18 protein-coding genes and 1 pseudogene are annotated in these 16,587 nt (G+C 67.2%); 9 read left to right on the top strand and 10 right to left on the bottom strand.

Features of this window, described 5'->3' with window-relative positions; genetic code table 11:
• The first annotated feature begins 116 nt into the window (after positions 1 to 116).
• The 3 genes from CSW62_RS20630 (at position 117) to CSW62_RS20620 (ending at position 3,675) form a co-directional block, all read left to right on the top strand.
• Positions 117 to 899 (top strand): LytTR family DNA-binding domain-containing protein, encoded by a 783-nt coding sequence (locus CSW62_RS20630; protein ID WP_099581095.1) that lies wholly within the window; start codon positions 117 to 119, stop codon positions 897 to 899.
• A 430-nt stretch (positions 900 to 1,329) separates the two neighbouring features.
• Positions 1,330 to 2,025 carry a response regulator transcription factor CtrA gene (ctrA, locus tag CSW62_RS20625; RefSeq protein WP_099581093.1) on the top strand — a complete coding sequence of 232 codons (696 nt, stop codon included), beginning with the start codon at positions 1,330 to 1,332 and terminating at the stop codon, positions 2,023 to 2,025.
• A gap of 258 nt (positions 2,026 to 2,283) precedes the next feature.
• Entirely contained in the window at positions 2,284 to 3,675 is a 1,392-nt protein-coding gene (locus CSW62_RS20620) for a peptidoglycan DD-metalloendopeptidase family protein (protein ID WP_099581091.1), read from the top strand.
• Here CSW62_RS20620 and CSW62_RS20615 read toward each other — a convergent pair.
• A complete protein-coding gene (locus CSW62_RS20615) occupies positions 3,672 to 5,231 on the bottom strand; it encodes an ATP-binding protein (protein ID WP_099581089.1) in 1,560 nt (519 codons plus the stop codon). The two genes, CSW62_RS20620 and CSW62_RS20615, sit on opposite strands and share 4 nt — an antisense overlap.
• Before the next feature lie 265 nt (positions 5,232 to 5,496).
• Here CSW62_RS20615 and CSW62_RS20610 point away from each other — a divergent pair, with 265 nt between their 5' ends.
• Positions 5,497 to 6,468 carry a DMT family transporter gene (locus tag CSW62_RS20610; protein WP_099581087.1) on the top strand — a complete coding sequence of 324 codons (972 nt, stop codon included), beginning with the start codon at positions 5,497 to 5,499 and terminating at the stop codon, positions 6,466 to 6,468.
• 84 nt (positions 6,469 to 6,552) lie between these two features.
• Here CSW62_RS20610 and CSW62_RS20605 read toward each other — a convergent pair whose 3' ends face one another.
• Positions 6,553 to 7,845 (bottom strand): M20/M25/M40 family metallo-hydrolase, encoded by a 1,293-nt coding sequence (locus tag CSW62_RS20605; RefSeq protein ID WP_099581085.1) that lies wholly within the window; start codon positions 7,843 to 7,845, stop codon positions 6,553 to 6,555.
• Positions 7,846 to 7,904: 59 nt separating this feature from the next.
• Here CSW62_RS20605 and CSW62_RS27530 point away from each other — a divergent pair.
• Positions 7,905 to 8,009: pseudogene (locus tag CSW62_RS27530) on the top strand (hypothetical protein); the annotation flags it as partial.
• A gap of 8 nt (positions 8,010 to 8,017) precedes the next feature.
• On the opposite strand, the gene CSW62_RS20600 reads toward CSW62_RS27530, so the two are convergent.
• The 4 genes from CSW62_RS20600 to CSW62_RS20585 form a co-directional block, all read right to left on the bottom strand.
• Entirely contained in the window at positions 8,018 to 10,072 is a 2,055-nt protein-coding gene (locus tag CSW62_RS20600; RefSeq protein WP_099581083.1) for a phosphocholine-specific phospholipase C, read from the bottom strand.
• 198 nt (positions 10,073 to 10,270) lie between these two features.
• Positions 10,271 to 11,374 (bottom strand): Zn-dependent alcohol dehydrogenase, encoded by a 1,104-nt coding sequence (locus CSW62_RS20595; protein WP_099581081.1) that lies wholly within the window; start codon positions 11,372 to 11,374, stop codon positions 10,271 to 10,273.
• A gap of 87 nt (positions 11,375 to 11,461) precedes the next feature.
• Positions 11,462 to 11,758, bottom strand: coding sequence for a putative quinol monooxygenase (locus CSW62_RS20590; protein ID WP_099581079.1), 297 nt, complete (start codon positions 11,756 to 11,758; stop codon positions 11,462 to 11,464).
• 102 nt (positions 11,759 to 11,860) lie between these two features.
• Entirely contained in the window at positions 11,861 to 12,346 is a 486-nt protein-coding gene (locus CSW62_RS20585) for a chemotaxis protein CheW (protein WP_369827509.1), read from the bottom strand.
• A gap of 192 nt (positions 12,347 to 12,538) precedes the next feature.
• On the opposite strand from CSW62_RS20585, the gene CSW62_RS20580 reads away from it, so the two are divergent.
• Complete coding sequence (locus CSW62_RS20580; RefSeq protein WP_099581077.1) at positions 12,539 to 12,925, top strand: hypothetical protein; 387 nt, start codon at positions 12,539 to 12,541, stop codon at positions 12,923 to 12,925.
• Between the two features lie 228 nt (positions 12,926 to 13,153).
• Positions 13,154 to 13,381, top strand: coding sequence for a hypothetical protein (locus CSW62_RS20575; RefSeq protein ID WP_099581075.1), 228 nt, complete (start codon positions 13,154 to 13,156; stop codon positions 13,379 to 13,381).
• Positions 13,382 to 13,397: 16 nt separating this feature from the next.
• Here CSW62_RS20575 and CSW62_RS20570 read toward each other — a convergent pair whose 3' ends face one another.
• From CSW62_RS20570 to CSW62_RS20560, 3 genes are all read right to left on the bottom strand, one after another.
• The gene (locus CSW62_RS20570) at positions 13,398 to 13,703 is read right to left on the bottom strand and encodes a hypothetical protein (RefSeq protein ID WP_099581073.1); all 306 of its coding nucleotides are present in this window, start codon (positions 13,701 to 13,703) and stop codon (positions 13,398 to 13,400) included.
• A gap of 157 nt (positions 13,704 to 13,860) precedes the next feature.
• Positions 13,861 to 14,427, bottom strand: coding sequence for a polymer-forming cytoskeletal protein (locus CSW62_RS20565; RefSeq protein WP_099581071.1), 567 nt, complete (start codon positions 14,425 to 14,427; stop codon positions 13,861 to 13,863).
• Positions 14,428 to 14,558: 131 nt separating this feature from the next.
• Positions 14,559 to 14,804, bottom strand: a complete 246-nt coding sequence (locus CSW62_RS20560) for a DUF2188 domain-containing protein (RefSeq protein WP_099581069.1) — start codon at positions 14,802 to 14,804, stop codon at positions 14,559 to 14,561.
• Between the two features lie 204 nt (positions 14,805 to 15,008).
• On the opposite strand from CSW62_RS20560, the gene CSW62_RS20555 reads away from it, so the two are divergent.
• Together CSW62_RS20555 and CSW62_RS20550 are read left to right on the top strand one after the other, a co-directional pair.
• Complete coding sequence (locus CSW62_RS20555) at positions 15,009 to 15,290, top strand: type II toxin-antitoxin system RelE/ParE family toxin (protein ID WP_099581067.1); 282 nt, start codon at positions 15,009 to 15,011, stop codon at positions 15,288 to 15,290.
• The gene (locus tag CSW62_RS20550; RefSeq protein ID WP_099581065.1) at positions 15,265 to 15,591 is read left to right on the top strand and encodes a HigA family addiction module antitoxin; all 327 of its coding nucleotides are present in this window, start codon (positions 15,265 to 15,267) and stop codon (positions 15,589 to 15,591) included. The genes CSW62_RS20555 and CSW62_RS20550 overlap by 26 nt, the downstream gene beginning before the upstream one ends.
• On the opposite strand, the gene CSW62_RS20545 is transcribed toward CSW62_RS20550, so the two are convergent.
• Positions 15,588 to 16,586 carry a hypothetical protein gene (locus CSW62_RS20545; protein WP_099581063.1) on the bottom strand — a complete coding sequence of 333 codons (999 nt, stop codon included), beginning with the start codon at positions 16,584 to 16,586 and terminating at the stop codon, positions 15,588 to 15,590. The genes CSW62_RS20550 and CSW62_RS20545 overlap by 4 nt on opposite strands.
• Between the last annotated feature and the right edge of the window lies 1 nt (position 16,587).

The raw sequence follows: 16,587 nt of genomic DNA, 5'->3' as shown, positions 1-16,587 counted from the left end.
GTGGTCGTTGGAGCTCCGCCCCGCCACGGCGTTTGCGCGAATGGGCGAACGGGTTCGCGGGTGGGCGGATGGGGAGAGGCTGGCGACTCCGCGCAGCGTCGCTCTATAGGAAGGGCATGACCGCCCGTCGCTCCAACCCGCCGCTGCTGGGGACCGCCCGTGAATGGGCAGTCGACCTCGTCGTGGCCGTGGGCATCGGCGTGCTGCTGGGGCTGATGGGGCCGTTCGGCAGCTTCTTCAACGGTGGGCCCGGGGTCCGGATCGCCTACTGGGTGGGCAGCGTCGTCACCGGCATGGCTGTCATCAGCGGCCTGGCGCGGCTGGGTCTGGCGCTGGCCTGGCGACGGCGATGGCCGCTCTGGCTGATCCTGCCGGCGGTGGTGCTGATCGGCGCCTTGCTGCAAGGCGCGCCGCTGCGCCTCGTCGCGGTGGCCCTGTGGCCGGAGATCGGCCGGCTGGTCACGCCGCTGGCCTGGTACGGCCAATGCGTGGCGATCACGACGCCGATCGTCCTGGCCTACTATTTCATCCGCATCCGCCCGCTCGTGCGGGCCCACGCGCGCGAGGCGTTGGTCCCGGTGGCGACGCCCGCCGCGACCCTCGACCCCGGCGCGGTGCTCTATCTGCGGATGGAGGACCACTATGTCCGGATCCGCACCGAGCGCGGCTCGCGGCTGGAGATCGGGCCCCTGGCGCGGGTGACGGCGGGGCTCTCGGGCGTGGAGGGGCTGCAGACCCACCGCTCGTGGTGGGTGGCCCGGCGCGCGATCGAAGGCGTCGAACGCGATGGCCGCAACCTGCGTCTGCGGCTCGTCGACGGGCAAACCGCCCCCGTCAGCCGCGCCTCGGTCGCCAAGCTGCGCGCCGCCGGCTGGCTGGCCGAAGAAAATCCAACCTAGCGCCGCGACAAGGCGTCGCGCCCATCCCGGCCCGCCAAGCTCGCATTAGCCCTGATCCGTCGGCGGACGCCTTGAAGCGCCGGCATGGCGTTCAAATTCTCGCGACGGAACGTCGCAATCTCGCCTCGAAGGCGAGCCCGGATCTTAACGCCGTAACGGTGTTCGGATCATTGCGGATGCACGGATTTTAGGGATTTCGCGACCTGAATTAGCAACCTGGAAAGGCGCCCTGCGACGCCTGCGACCAATGTGTCCGGGGGTGCGTCGACGGCTTGCACCCGATTCGCAAATCAGATTAACCATTCGGCCAACGGAAACATTCACCATTAACCAGTCTTAAATTAACTCGTCGGCAAAGTGGCCGAAGGGTTTTGCGGCGGACTTCCGCCTTAAGACGTTCGAATACGCCAGTTTTGGTGTGGAGGGGCTCATGCGCGTACTGTTGATCGAGGATGACAGCGCGACTGCGCAGACCATCGAGTTGATGCTGAAGTCTGAAGGCTTCAACGTCTATACGACGGATCTGGGTGAAGAAGGCGTGGATCTGGGCAAGATCTACGACTACGATCTCATCCTGCTCGATCTCAATCTTCCTGACATGAGCGGCATCGATGTTCTGCGCACCTTGCGGGTCGCGAAGATCAACACGCCGATCATGATCCTGTCGGGTTCTTCGGAGATCGACACGAAGGTGAAGACCTTCTCGGGCGGCGCCGACGACTACATGACCAAGCCCTTCCACAAGGACGAGATGATCGCCCGCATCCATGCGGTGGTTCGTCGTTCGAAGGGTCACGCCCAATCGGTCATCAAGACCGGCGACATCGTGGTCAACCTGGACGCCAAGACGGTCGAAGTGAACAGCAACCGCGTTCACCTGACCGGCAAGGAATACCAGATGCTGGAGCTGCTTTCCCTGCGCAAGGGCACGACCCTGACCAAGGAAATGTTCCTGAACCACCTGTACGGCGGCATGGACGAGCCGGAACTGAAGATCATCGACGTCTTCATCTGCAAGCTGCGCAAGAAGCTGGCGGCCTCGGCCCACGGCAAGCACCACATCGAGACGGTCTGGGGCCGCGGCTACGTGCTGCGCGACCCGAACGAGCAGGTTAACGCCGCCTAATTAGGACGATTTCGGTAGGCGTAATCCTACCGCGAAGACAAGACGCCCGCCGGAACCGGCGGGCGTTTTCTTTTATAGATCATATGGTTACGCTTCGGGTCTTAATTGGCATTAACCATGTCGTGACAAAACGACCGAAGCGCCAAATAGTCCTTGCCGCCGAGAGCACGCCTCGCGCATGGTCCGGCCCGACGATTGCTGGGGGGCTACCCGGCCGTGTCATTTTGACTTGCGCGGCATCGAACCGACGGGGGCACGATGCAGGAATTTGATCCGCGACGCAGCGCCACGCGCTGGGCGCCGAGGGTGTTCACCGCCGTGGCTGGCCTGGCCGCCCTGGCGCTGGGCTGGAAGCTGACCGCCGACGACGTGAAGCCGGCCTCAGTCCGCGCGCCCCTTGATCCTGCCGCCCTCGCGGCCCTGCAGCACGTGGCCTTCGCCAGCGCCGAGGCCCAGCCCGGGTTCGAGCGTCCCGAGAACATCGCCGTCAAGGTTCGTCCCGGTGAGACCCTGCAGGGCGCCGTGCAACGGGCCGGCGTCGCCCCCGAGGACGCCCAGGCGGTCGTCGCGACGCTTCAGGGCGCCATCGACACCGTCAACATCAAGGCGGGCATGGCCTTCGAGGCCGCCATCGCCCAGCGCCGCAGTGGTCGTGGAGGAATTGGGGGAGGCCCGGCCCGCCTGATCGGCCTGTCGATGCGCACCAGCCCCAACTCGACCCTGACCGTCTCGCGCACCTTCGACGGCGCCCTGCGCCTGCGCGAGCTGGAAGAGAAGATCAAGGACGAGAAGAAGGTCGCCTGCGGCGAGATGAACGGCTCGTTCTACGAGAGCGTGGCCAATGTCGGCGGCACGCCGGCCGTGATCAGCGAGGCGGCCAAGCTGTTTTCGCACAAGATCGACTTCTCGCGCGACATCCACGAGGGCGACCGCTTCTGCCTGGTGTTCGACCGCAAGGTCACCGAGAGCGGCCGCACCATCGAGGCTGGCGACCTGGAATATGCCGAGGTCAAGGGCCAGAAGTTCTACGCCTTCGACCGCCGCGACAGCGACGGCAAGCCGCAGTTTTTCGACGAACTGGGCAAGAACATCAAAGGCTTCCTGCTGCGCACCCCCGTGGACGGCGCGCGGATCACCTCGGTGTTCGGCATGCGCAAGCACCCCGTGCTGGGCTACACCCGCGCCCACCAGGGCGTCGACTTTGGGGCGGGCACCGGCACGCCGATTCTGGCCGCCGGCGATGGCGTCGTGCTGGAGGCCAAGCGCTGGGGCGGCTATGGCAACTGGCTGCGCATCCGCCACGCGGGCCAGTGGGACACCGGCTACGGCCACATCTCGCGCTACGCGCCCGGCATCCACGCCGGCTCGCGCGTTCGTCAGGGCCAGGTGGTCGCCTATGTCGGCGCGACCGGTTTGGCGTCCGGTCCGCACCTGCACTACGAGGTCTGGCTGAAGGGCCAGCGGGTCAATCCGATCGGCGCGAAGGTCCCGCAGGGCACGATCCTGGCCGGCTCGGAACTGGCCTCGTTCAAGTCGCAGAAGTCGCGCATCGACCGGATGCTGGCCGAAGGCGGCCAACCCGTCAGCGGCGACGACACCCCGAAACTGGCCCTGGCGGATATTGAAAAGGCCAAGACCTCGCTGCGCTAACCGACAGCCGCCTGGATCCCCGCCAGCAGGTTCGCCGCCGTGATCGGCTTGGCGACGTGCAGGTCGGCGCCGGCTTCCAGGGTCTGTTCGCGATGGCCGGTCAGGGCGTTGGCGCTCAGCATGATGATCGGAGTGCGGGCCGCGCCGCTCCGGGCCTCCAGCGCGCGTAGGGCGCGGGTTGCGGCCAGACCGTCCATGCGCGGCATCTGCATGTCCATCAGCACCACGTCGAAGGTCGCGGCCCGGAAGGCGTCGATGGCCTCCAGCCCGTCATTGACGGTGACGACCTCGGCCCCCTGGGTCGCCAGGATCAGCTGAGCCACGCGCTGATTTGTCGGGTGGTCCTCGACCAGCAGAACCCGCAGCGGGGCGCTGTCGCTGTCGATCGGCGCGGCCAGGATGTCGCGCGGCTCATCGGCCGGCTCAAGCGGCGCAGGGGGCAGGCGCAGCGACACGGTGAAGCGGCTGCCGACCCCGGGGGTCGAGGCGGCCGAGATCTCACCGCCCATCATCTCGACCAGCGAGCGACAGATCGACAGGCCCAGGCCCGTGCCGCCGAACCGGCGACTGATCGAGGCGTCGGCCTGGTGGAAGCGACTGAACAGCCCGGCGGCGTGGTCGGCGTCGAAGCCGATGCCGGTGTCCTCGATCTCGAAGGTGATGGCGGTCTCGTCGCCAATCGGCTCGGTGCGGACCCGCAGGGTCACCGCGCCGGCCGCCGTGAACTTGATGGCGTTCGACAGCAGGTTGCCGATCACCTGGCTGATGCGCGTGCCGTCGCCCTGGTAACGGCCGCCCGTTTCCCTGGCCGCCGCGTCCAGGCCCTCCACCCGCAGGGTCAGGCCCTTTTCCACGGCCCGGCGGCGCATGATCTCGATGCAGGCGCGTAGCGTCTGGTCGAGGTCGAACGGTCTCCGCTCCAGCTCCAGTTGGCCGGCCTCGATCTTGGCTACGTCCAGGAAGTCGGACACCAGCCGCTCCAGGGTGGCGCCCGAGTCCCGGATCAGGCCGATCATCTCGGCCTGATCGGGGCTCAGCGGGGTGCGGGCCAGGGCGTCGACGACGCCGATGACGCCGTTCAGCGGCGTGCGGATCTCGTGGCTGATATTGGCGAGAAAGTCGGTCTTGGCGCGGTTGGCCGCTTCGGCGGCCGCCTTGGCCTCGACCAGCGCCCGGTCGGCGGCCACGCGCTCGGTCACGTCGCGCGCGACGCCATAGATGCGGTCGCCCAGGCGCTGGGCGCGCCATTCCAGGGTCAGATAGTGTCCTTCGACGTGGCGATAGCGATTGGTGAAGCCCATGACCGGGTCATCGTCCCGACGGTTCTGGACCTCGAGCACGCTCTTCTGGGTGTCTGGCATGTCGTCGGGATGGACCAGGCGCAGCAGCGGCCCGCCTTCCATGTCCTCGGGGCGGTGGCCCAGCTTGGTGAACCAGGAGCGGCTGGCCTTCAGCACGCGGCCGTCGATATCCCGGATCACCAGAAGGTCCAGGGACACGTCGAAAAAGGCGCTGATATCCTCGGCCAGGCTCTCGTGGTGGGTCGTCTGGGTCATGGCGACCGAAATCCTTACTGACGCCGGAACGCCGAAGCGCCGATGTAAAACATCGATATCAGTGACGATTGATAGATGTGAACAACCTTGAGGGGTTTTCGGAAAGACTTGTCTAATGCGTCGATAGGTCACCCGTATCAGTCAACGCGACGGTCTAAAGAACGAGGTTATTTCGTCGTCTCTCAGTGACTATTTGCACATTTGCCGAGATTGAAGCCAGGCGCCCCAGGGCCTAGAAGCACCGCTTGCCTGCAGCGAGCCTGTCTTGACCCCTTCCCGCGTTGACCTCTTCAAAGACCGCCGCTTCGTCGTCGGGATCGCCGTGTTGTGCTGTCTGCTCTGGGGCAGCGCCTTTCCGGCGGTGAAGGCGGGTTACGCCCTGCTGCATGTGGCCAAGACCGACATGGCCACGCAGATGCTGTTCGCTGGCTGGCGCTTCCTGGGGGCGGGTCTGATCCTTCTGGTCTTGGCCGTGCTGGGCCGGCGCTCGATCGCCTTGCCGCGCGAACGGATCGCCTCGGTGGTGGGTCTGGGCTTCGTCCAGACCACGCTGCAGTACGTGTTCTTCTATGTGGGCCTGGCGCATGCCAGCGGCGTGAAGTCGTCGATCATGAACGGCACGGGCGCGTTCTTCAGCGTGATCCTGGCGCACCTCCTCTATGCCAACGACCGCCTCACCGTCCGCAAGGCCGCCGGCTGCCTGCTGGGCTTCGCCGGCGTCTTGGTGGTGAACTTGGGCGGATCAAAGGGCGTCAAGGGCCTGGACTTCGAGTTCACCCTGCTGGGCGAGGGCTTCGTGGTCATCGCCGCCTTCGTGCTGGCGGCGGCCTCGATCTGGGGCAAGACCCTCTCGCAGAAGCTGGACCCGATGGTGATGACCGGCTGGCAGCTGGCCATCGGCGGCGCGGGACTGCTGGCGATCGGCGAGATCGGGGGCGGCCACCTCTCCGGCTTCGATGTCCGGTCACTGGCGCTGCTGGCCTATATGGCCGGGCTGTCGGCTGCGGCCTTCGCGCTGTGGAGCCTGCTGATGAAGCACAACCCGGTCGGGATGCTGGCGGTGTTCAGCTTCCTGATCCCGGTGTTCGGCGTGCTGCTGTCGGGGCTGTTCCTGCACGAGCCGGTGCTGGCCTGGAAGAACGCAGCGGCGCTGGCGCTGGTGTGCGGCGGGATCTGGCTGGTGACGCGGAAGAAGATGCTCCCCCGCGATGCGGGGGAGCTGTCGCGGAGCGACTGAGGGGGCCTTCACCGCGTAGGCACGGCTCGCCCCCTCCGGCCCTCTGGGCCACCTCCCCCGCGACGCGGGGGAGGATCTAGCGGGCTAATTCACCCCCGCCACGGCCAGTAGCGCGGCCAGGCCCACCTGCATCCCTTGCACGCTCGGCGCCTTCTCGACGTCGATCCATTCGTCCAGCGCATGGGCGCGACCCGCCTTGCCGCCCGAGCCGATGGTGACGGCGGGAATCCCTAAGCTCATCGGTACGTTGCTGTCGGTCGAGCTGTCCTGGTGCTCGGGCTTCATGCCCAGGGCCGAGATCGCGGCGGCGGTCAGCACCACGATGTCGGAGGTCTGGGGCGTCGTCCCCGCCGGGCGCTCGCCAATCACCTTGGCGTCGTAGCTGATCTTGCCGGCCCCTGTGGAGCGGGCGGCGTTCTCGCCCGCGACGGCTTTGTCCAGGATGCCGATGAAGGTCTGGTCCAGCTTGGCCAGTTCGGCGGCGCTTTCCGAGCGCATGTCGAACTCCATGAACACGCTGTTGGGGATCGAATTGACCGAGGTGCCGCCGCCCGTGACGCTGGCCGAATAGGTGACCTTGGGCTCCTTGGGCGCCTGCACGGCGTAGAGGTCGACCACGGCCTGGCTCATCGCCGTCATCGGGTTCACGAGGCCGAACGCGCCGTAGCTGTGGCCGCCCGGACCCTTGAAGGTCACGCGATAGCGCTTGGAGCCGACGCCGCGATCGACGATCCGCGACGGGTCCGAGCCGTCCATCGAGAAGAAGGCGCTGATCCGGCCCTTGTACGGACCCTTGTTGAACAGGAACCGCGTGCCGCGCAGGTCGCCGGGGCCTTCCTCGCCGACATTGCCGACGAACAGGATGTCGGCCTTGGTCGAGATCTTGGCCGCGTCCAGGGCGCGCATATAGGCCAGCAGGGTGGCCAGCGAGCGGGTGTCGTCGCCGATGCCGGGGGCCATCAGCTTGGTCCCCTCGCGCCTGACCTTCACGTCCGTGCCTTCGGGAAAGACGGTGTCGAGGTGGGCGGCCAGGACCACGAACGGACCCTTGCCCTTGGTCACCGTGCCCGGGCGCACGCCCATGACATTGCCCTCGGCGTCCATCTCGACGTTCGTCAGGCCGTGGGCCTTGAGCATCTCGAGATAGGCCTTGGCGCGGGCCTCTTCCTTGAACGGCGGGGCCGGGATCTGCGTCAAGGTGACGATGTCGGCGACCGTGCGGTCGAAGTCGGCGTCGAGCTTGGCGGCCGCCGTCTTGAAGGCGGGCGACGCGACCATCTTGGCGACGGCCTTGGTCGGGTCGGCCTTTGGCGCGGCGAGCGTCGGCGTGGCGATGAGGGCCAGCGACAGCGCGATGAAGGAGGGGCGGAGGGTCATGGGCGAATCCTTGAGGCTCGCCGGCACCCTAGCTTGCGATATCAGCGTAACCCAACCCAGCTTGTCATCCCGGCCGTAGCGAAGCGGAGAGCCGGGACCCAGGGGCCGGCGCATTGCAGTTGCCCCTGGGTCCCGGACAAGCCCTGCGGGCTTTCCGGGATGACAAGGATGGTTATGCGGAAAGCCGCGCCGCGCCGCCCATCAGCGGATCGCTGATCGAATCCTTGCCGGTCTCGATCCGTCCCGCCTGCCGCCGCAGCCACGTCGGATCGGCGGCGTCGCGGACGGTCAGGTCGTACCAGCCCTGCTTGGTGGCGAAGGTCTTGGCCTGGGTCGCGCCGGCCGCCAGGCTGACGCGCCACGGCTCGGCGCCGCCTTCGACCGAGACGATGCGCGGTTCGGGGCCGGTGTTGGTCAGGGTCAGCCGCATCGCGCCGCCGCTGGCCCGCGCGGTGACCTCGACCCCCGTCGCGGCGCCGGTGAAGCGCTGGTGGAAGCCGTTCGGACCCAGCACCCACAGATCATGGGGACCGGCCGGCCAGGTGTCCGCCAGCGAGGCCTTCGGACCGATCGTGTAGCGGCGCGGAACCGCGTCCAGTCGCAGGCGGTCATAGACGTGCAGCACCGCCGCCTGCGCGCCCAAATTGGTCAGGCTCAGGGTCATGGCCCCGTCCTTCACCCGACCATCCACGGCCAGGGCGTAGGGCAGGGCGCGCGAGGGACGGGTCCCCTTGGCCTGGACCGGCGCGACCACGGTCGTCGGCGTCGGCGGCTTGATCTCCTTCAGCTTGGCCGCGCGGGCCGCTGTTTCGGCGGTCGGCGGCAGCGGGGCGAACGGCTTGTGGTTCGGGGTCTTGAAGTCGAAGCACGAGGTCAGGTCGCCGCACACCGCCCGCCGCCAGGGCGCGATATTGGGCTCCATCACCCCGAAGCGCGTCTCCAGGAAGCGGATCACCGAGGTGTGGTCGAAGACCTGGCTGTCGACCCAGCCGCCCCGGCTCCACGGCGAGATGGCGTAGAGGGGCACGCGCGGGCCCAGGCCATAGGGGCGGTTCATCAGGTCGTCGCGCTCGGACTTGGCCTCGGTCGGGTTGCGCACCGTGTGGTGCATGCCGGTCAGGTCCACGGTCGAGCCGCCGATCAGCTTGCCGTCCGCGTCCTTGGACGGCGGCGACGGCGGCGGCATGTGGTCGAAGAAGCCGTCGTTCTCGTCGAAGTTGACGATCAGCACCGTCCGCGCCCAGACCTTGGGATCGGCGGTCAGGGCGTCGATGACCCGGGCGGTGTAGTCGGCGCCCTGGGCCGGGCTGGACGGGGCCGGGTGCTCACTGTCGGCGGCCGGGGCGATGATCCACGACACCTGGGGCAGGCGGCCGGCGACGACGTCCTCGCGCAGCTTGTCCAGATGCCAGGTGGAGAGGGCCAGGTCCTTTAGGCGCTTGTCCGAACCCGGAACGTCCTTGTGGGCGTCGCGATAGGCCTTGAAGCCGGCCAGCGGGTTGTCGGTGAAGTTGTCGGCCATGTCCTGGTAGATCCGCCAGGAGACGCCCGCCTTCAGCAGCCGTTCGGGATAGGTGGTCCAGGTGTAGGATTCCGCCGCCCCGCCCTTTTCGGCGAAGTCGTCGTGCGAGTTCGAGATCGACGGGCCGCCTTGCGTGCCGGAGGGATCGTTGGTCCCGGTCCACAGGAACAGGCGGTTGGTGTTGGTGCCGGTCTGGGTCGCGCAGTGATAGGCGTCGCAGAGGGTGAAGGTCTCGGCCAGGGCGAACTGGAACGGGATGTCGGCGCGCTCGAAATAGCCCATCGACCAGGGGTGCTTGTGGTCCGGCCAGCGGTCCATGCGGCCCTGGTCCCAGGCGTCCTGGGCGTTGGTCCAGCTGTGCGGCGTGCTCTCGACCCGCATGTGGGCGAAGGTCTTGGTGGTTTCCAGCGGGAAGGGCGCCAGCAGCTGCTCGCCATAGCTCTGGACGAAGACCGAACCATCCTTGCGTTTGGCGGTGTCGCGCACCGGAACCGGGAAGCGGTCGCCGAAGCCGCGCACCCCGGCCATGGTCCCGAAATAGTGGTCGAAGCCGCGGTTCTCCTGCATCAGGATCACCACGTGCTCGACGTCCTTGATCGTACCGGTGCGCACATCGGCGTCGATCGCCGCCGCGCGGGCCAGGGCCGGCGGCAGGGTCATGGCGCCGATCGCGGCGAGCAGACTACGGCGGTCGAGCTGGGGCATGGCGGGCTCCGGAGGATGGTTCGCCGGAGTTAGCACGGCTTCTTCGTCAGCCGTATGACAATTGGACTAGACCAGATGCGGGGGCGGGCGCGTGGGGTCCGGACGGTGACCCGGGCTGAGTTCCCAAAAAAACACCCGTCATTCCCGCCACAAGGGCGGGAATGACGGTGGTTTAAAATGATGAAAAGGGAGGTCCCCTCACTCAAACACGATCACCGACCGGGCCAGTTCCCCGCGCTTCAGCTCGTCGAAGGCGCTGTTGACGTCCTCCAGCTTGATCCGGCGCGAGATCAGCTCGTCCAGCTTCAGGCGGCCCTGCATGTAGAAGTCCACCAGGCGCGGCATGTCGACCGGGAAGCGGTTGGAGCCCATATAGCTGCCCTGGATCCGGCGCTCGCCCAGGAAGTCGACGCCGTGCAGCTCGATCTTGGTCCCCACCGGGATCATGCCGATCACATTGGCCGTGCCGCCCCGGCGCAGCATCTTGAACGACGCTTCCGCCGTGGCCTTCAGGCCGATGGCCTCGAAGCTGTGGTGGACGCCGCCGCCGGTCAGCTCGACCACGGCCTTGGCGATGTCGTCGACGGCCGAGCCGTCGATCACGTCGGTGGCGCCGAAGGTCTTGGCCAGCTCAAGTTTCGAGGCGACGCGGTCGATGGCGATGATCCGGCCCGCGCCGGCGATGGCCGCGCCGTTGATGGTGGCCAGGCCCACGCCGCCGCAGCCGATCACGGCCACGGTCTCGCCCGGGCGGACGTTGGAGGTGTGCATCACCGCCCCGACCCCGGTCATCACCGAGCAGCCGATCAGGGCGGCGCGGTCGAACGGCATGTCCTTGCGGATGGCGACGCACGCGTGCTCGTGGACCAGCATCATCTCGGCGAAGGACGACAGGTTCAGGAACTGGGCCATCTTGCCGTTGGCGCCGCCCCCAAGGTCCTCCTTGAACAGGCGGGGCTCGGCGTCCTTGGGGCGCTTGGTCTCCGGGCTGATGCACAGGTTCATGTGGCCGGTCAGGCAGACCTCGCAGTGGCCGCAATAGGGGTTGAGGCAGGTGATGACGTGGTCGCCGACCTTGACCGTCCGCACCTCGCTGCCGACCGCCTCGACGATCCCGGCGCTCTCGTGGCCCAGCACGGCGGGCAGGGGGTGGCTGTAGGAGCCCTCGATGAAGTGCAGGTCGGAGTGGCAGACGCCGGCGGCCTTGGTGCGGATCAGCACCTCGCGCGGGCCCGGCTTGCCGATGGCCACGGTCTCGATCTCGAGGGGCTTGCCCACCTCGCGCAGAACAGCGGCCTTCATGCGTGTCTCCCTTTGACTTTTGGGGAGACTAGCGTTCGGCGAGGGGGCAGCGAAAGAGGTTATTCGAACAAATGTTTGGCGCGCGGGTCAGGCGACCTCGACAGGATCGGCGACCAGGGCGGTGCGTTCGGCCAGGTCGTTGATGCGCGCGAAATAGTCCTGGAAGTGAGGCGTCTGGCGGTGGGCGGCCACGGCGGCGTTGTCGACATACAGCTCGTCCAGCACGAAGCGGGCGGCATCCGCCTGGTCCTGCCAGATGTCCCAGCGCAGGTTCCCGGGCTCGGCGCGGCTGGGGGCGACCATGCCGGCGAGCAGCGCCCGCAAGGCCTCGGCCTTTCCCGCGCGAGCGGTCAGGATGGCCACGATCTTCACGGGGTTCGACATCGGTGTTGTCCCTTTCTGGAGACCGCCTCGTCAAACGCAGCGATGAGCGGCGCCTGCCCCTCGATCTGGGGCGCTTATCGTGCAGGTGGGCTGGCCGTGAGCCTAAGCCGCCAGGGCGATCTGGCGTTCCGGCAGGATGCGGCTGACGGCCAGCAGGACGGTCATGTCGCCCTCGCCGCTGGTGATCACGGCCGCGACCAGCGGGGAGTCCTCGCCGTCGCCCAGGGACGGCGGCGCATTGATGTGCTCGGCTTCGACGGTGAAGCTGTCGCAGACGGCGTCGACCAGCAGGCCGGCGACGTCGTCATGGTTCTCGACCACGATGATCACCTGGCGCGAGCCGTCCTGGGCCGCGCCCTTGCCCAGGCGCCACGACAGGTCGATGACCGGCATGACCTGGCCACGCAGGTTGATGACGCCGCGCACATAGGGCGGAGCCTCCGGCAGCGGGGTCGGCGGCGTGACGCCACGGATCTCGCGCACCGCGCTGACGGGGACGCAATAGGTCTGGGCCCCGACCTCGAACGAGAGGACCTGCAGGGCCTGACCCCGGGCGTAGGACAAGGTGTCGTTCACTTGGACGGTCATTGCGGCGGTCTCCGTGGAGGTCGCGAGAAGCTGTTGATCGCCACACTCCCGGAAAAAGGTGAACAAACCGGTTCCGACGACCGTTGAAATAATCCGTTCAGGCGCCGTTCAGGCGCGAAGTCCGATCGTCCACGTGACGCTTGAGACGACGCGCCGCGCCGCCGGGAAGCGAAAGACCCAAAGGAGGCCACCATGGCCAACAAGATCATCACCACGGTCGGTCGGGTCGCCGCCGGCCTCGCCGCGCTCTCTCTGGTCGCCGCCGCGACGACGGCCTCGGCCGACCCGCGCTACGGCCACTATCGCGGCCACCGCGGCAACGACACGGCCGCCGTGGCCGTCGCCGCCGGCATCGTCGGCCTGGCGGTCGGCGCGGCGATCTCCGACGGCAACCGCAATGATCGCTATGACCGCGGCTACTACGACCAGGGCTACTACGCCCCGCCGCCGCCCCCGCCGCGTTATGGCTACGGCTACGCCCCCCGGCCGTATTACGGCGGCGGTGGTCGCGATTGCTGGACGACCCGCGAGTACGACCGCTGGAACGGCGCCTACTACGAGCGGACCGTCTGCCGCTAAACGTCCCGAAATTGGATCGCCGTTGTGAGCCGGCGATCCGATAGGCGCTGTCCGCCCCGACACGCCGACCAGCCCCGAGGCCCCCCCGCCTCGGGGCTTTTTCTTATCTGGAGATGGCCCGAGGCTCCCCGCTTCGAGGCTTTTTCGTTTTGGGGATTGGAGGACTCGACTCCGGCGAATAATGGGAACAAAAAAGGAACATTACTGCACGCCGCAGGAGGGTCGCCCATGTCGTTCGCCGATCAGACTTCCGTCTTCCAGAGCCCGTTCGGCGCCGGTCTGCGCCTGACCGACGACCGGCTGGACATCGCCGAGGCCGTGCTGGCGGGGGCTTGGCGCACCTTGCGCGCGGCGGGTTTTGGCGAGGCCGAGGTGCAGGCGCTGTTCGATCAGATCGCCGACCGGCCCGAGGACCTGGCGCGCCGCCTGCGCAAGATGGCCAATGCTGCGGCCTGAAATTCGGGCCTAGGCCCTACTGCGAGCGTTCCAGCAAGGCGCGCAGGATGTCGGCGCGCTGGGCCGTGTCGACGCCGATGCGGCTCGCCAGGTCACGGATGCCGGCCGGATAGGCCTCGCCACCGTCAGCGATCGTCTTGGCCTGCTCGGCCAGGCGGCGCAGGTCGCGATCCAGCCGCTCGATCTCTTCGCGGGCCAGCAGGCGGGCTTCGTTCTGCAGGCGCTTCACGCGCTGGGCCGTGGTCTCGGGACCGCGCCCCAGGTCATAGAGTTCCGCCACGCCGGGGACGGTGGGCACGATCTTCAACGGCTTTCCGGCCATGGATTTGGGCTCCTCGATCCGGGCCGGTTCGCGCCGGCCCACGAGAATACAAAGCCTGGCTTAGCGTCAGCGTTCCGACGGTTTGGCGCGAAAGCGTGGCCGCGTGACCGACGCGCCACAGGCGGCGCGACGGTCGATGGGGTGGACCTGACAGGCTCTAGTGGGCGACCTGGCTGTACGGCATCTGCGAGGCGGACGGCGGCGTCGCCGGTTGCGGGGCCGGCTGCGCGTAGGCTTGGGGCTGAGCTTGGGGGGGCTGAGCCTGGACGGGCTGGGCCTGCGGCGGCGCCGGACGGCGGAACTTCAGGCTGCGGCCCTGGAACTGGGCGCCGGTCTCCATGGCCAGTTGCTCGTGGGTGATGTCGCCATCGACGCGAGCGGTGCCGTGCAGGCGCACGGACTGGGCCGTCACCGTGCCGATCACCAGGCCGTGGATCTCCATCGCCTGAGCGACGAGCGAACCCTCGACGCGGGCGTTCGGACCCACGATCAGCTTGCCCACCTTCACATCGCCCAGCACCACGCAGTCGAGATGCACCTCGATGTCGCCGATCACGTCGCCACGAATGGTCAGGCCCTGGCCGAACATCGAGATCGGCTTCGGACGCACCGGCGCAGGGGCGGCCTGCGTCTGTTGCGGCTGGGGCTGCGGCGCGGCGGCGCGGCCTTGATCCAGCGGAGCCACGGCGAGCGGCGCGGCGGTCTCTTTCTTCTTGGCGAACATCGGCGGCGACCTTTGTCTCAAAATGGGCTTCAGGAAGCTCCATCCCGCAAGATCGGGGCCGATTTCAGAACGGGGCCTTGGCCCGGGTCGTCACGGCCGCCGAAACGGGCGCCCGTGACGAGATGTCGCGCCTACTGGCTGTCCTTGACGTGGGTCGTGGGCCGGTCGTCGCCCGACGCCACTTCCTGATGCCAGACGGCGTTCTTGTCCTCGTAAGTGATGCCTTCGGTCTCGCCCGGGGCGCGTTGCTCGCCGGCCGCGCGCTGGGCCGCCTTCAGCGCCGCGTCATGGCTGGGAAAGGTCTCGGAGAAGGTGTCGCCCACCTTGTAGGCCCAGCCGCCGTCGTGCTCGACGATGATGTAGGTGAGGTCGGTCATGGGTCGTCTCCGTGAAGCGTCGCAGGTGAACGGGCCGCCAGGGGAGGGGGTTCCGGATCGCGAGTCTTGTCGGATCATGCAGCGAGCGGGCGTCTGCGTCTATCGCACCATATGCAAGCTATAGTATTGTTAATCTATCATAGAGGTAGTTTCATAATTGCCCATGTTTGATCCGCATAACGTTATGCGTTATGGTTGCTCGAAATGATCCGAAGTTTCGCCAGTCGCGAAACCCAGCTCATCTGGGATGGTGGGCGTTCGCGTCGGTTGCCTGGTGAGATCCAGGCCTCGGCTCTTCGGAAGCTGCGTTCGCTGGACGCGGCGGAGCTGGTGGAGGACTTGCGCTCGCCGCCCGGCAATCGGTTGGAGGCGTTGCTGGGAGACCGCGAGGGGCAACACTCGATCCGGATCAATCATCAATGGCGGATTTGTTTCCGCTGGATGGATGGACATGCCTACGATGTCGAAATCTGCGACTACCATTGAGATCGATCCTAGAGATTGGCTGCCCAATCCGACCGCTGGCGACATCCTGCTGGAGGAGTTTCTCAAGCCTATAGGCATGAGCCAGAACGCCTTGGCGCGCGCTATTGGCGTGCCGCCACGACGGATCAACGAGATCGTGCTCGGAAAGCGCGCCGTCACCGCCGACACTGACCTGCGCCTTTCGCGCTATTGGGGGATGTCGGAAGGGTTCTTTCTGCGTTTGCAGAATAGCTACGACCTAATGGAGCAGAAGCGGAAGATGGGCGCGGAGTTGGATAAGATCACGCCGCGGGCGGCTTAGGGCTTCGCGGTCAGGGCGCGCAGATGGTCGAGGGAAACGCGCTTGTCGCCGGCGATACGTAGCTGCATCCAGTGATCCTCGAACGTGACCGTCTGCTGGTCAATGCGATGCAAGCGCGCTGAGTAGGGCCACCCGTCCAGGATGTACTCGGAGCCCGCCCGGCAGGCGGCGGCGTCGATGGCGGGTATGATGCTGAAGAGCCAGATCTCCTCGTCCTTGTCGGGCGAACGGGCTGGCGCTCGGGAGGGGGATAGGACCTCTAGCACCCTGGCCTTGGGCTCGCGGCTGCAGTCCGTCAGGCGGACGCGCAGCAGGGAGCCGTCCAGGCGAAGATATGTCTTGAGATCCGGCCTGTAGGGATAAGGCTCGCCAGGCGCGGCGACTAAGCGCGCTACCAGGGCTGGCAAGATGTCCTTCGACTTTAGCGGAATGGCGGCCAGGAAGCGCTGCTGCGCGTCGCGTACGATCAGGTATGAGGTTCGGACCCCGTACGACCATTGGACGCTGCAATCGCCCGGTCCGCCCTCATTCTGGGCGAAGGGCGTCGACAGGTCGTGCCAGAAATCGCGCGCGCTCCTTGGCGCGGACATGTCTTCGGCTTCGCCCGTGGCCTTGACCATCCAGGACCGGACCCGGAAATCCTCGGCCAACTCGATGGGAGGCTTCGCGGCCAGGGTCTTGCCGGTGCGGCCCTTCAGGACGCGATCCACGGCGAAGACGTAGCGGACGGGCAGCAGTGCGGGGCCGCGCCACTTCACGCCGTCCCTATAGCCCTTGGGAATGTCCGTCAGCGGAGCGCGGGACCGGCTGGCCACGTGGGCGACCGAGATGTCCGTGGCCTTGGCCACCAGCGCCGCCAATCGCGGCGAGGCGGCCAGTCGCGCGTACTCGGCGCTGATCCGGCGCTGCTCCTTCTCCGACGGCGGCGGCTTATAGGCCGGCGTGCAAGCCCGGGCGTTGGTAGCAAGACCTCCGATCGCAGCGAGCATAAGCATC

This window comes from Caulobacter sp. FWC2, assembly GCF_002742625.1.
Taxonomy (GTDB): domain Bacteria; phylum Pseudomonadota; class Alphaproteobacteria; order Caulobacterales; family Caulobacteraceae; genus Caulobacter.
This window is presented reverse-complemented; position numbering and strand designations above follow the sequence as displayed.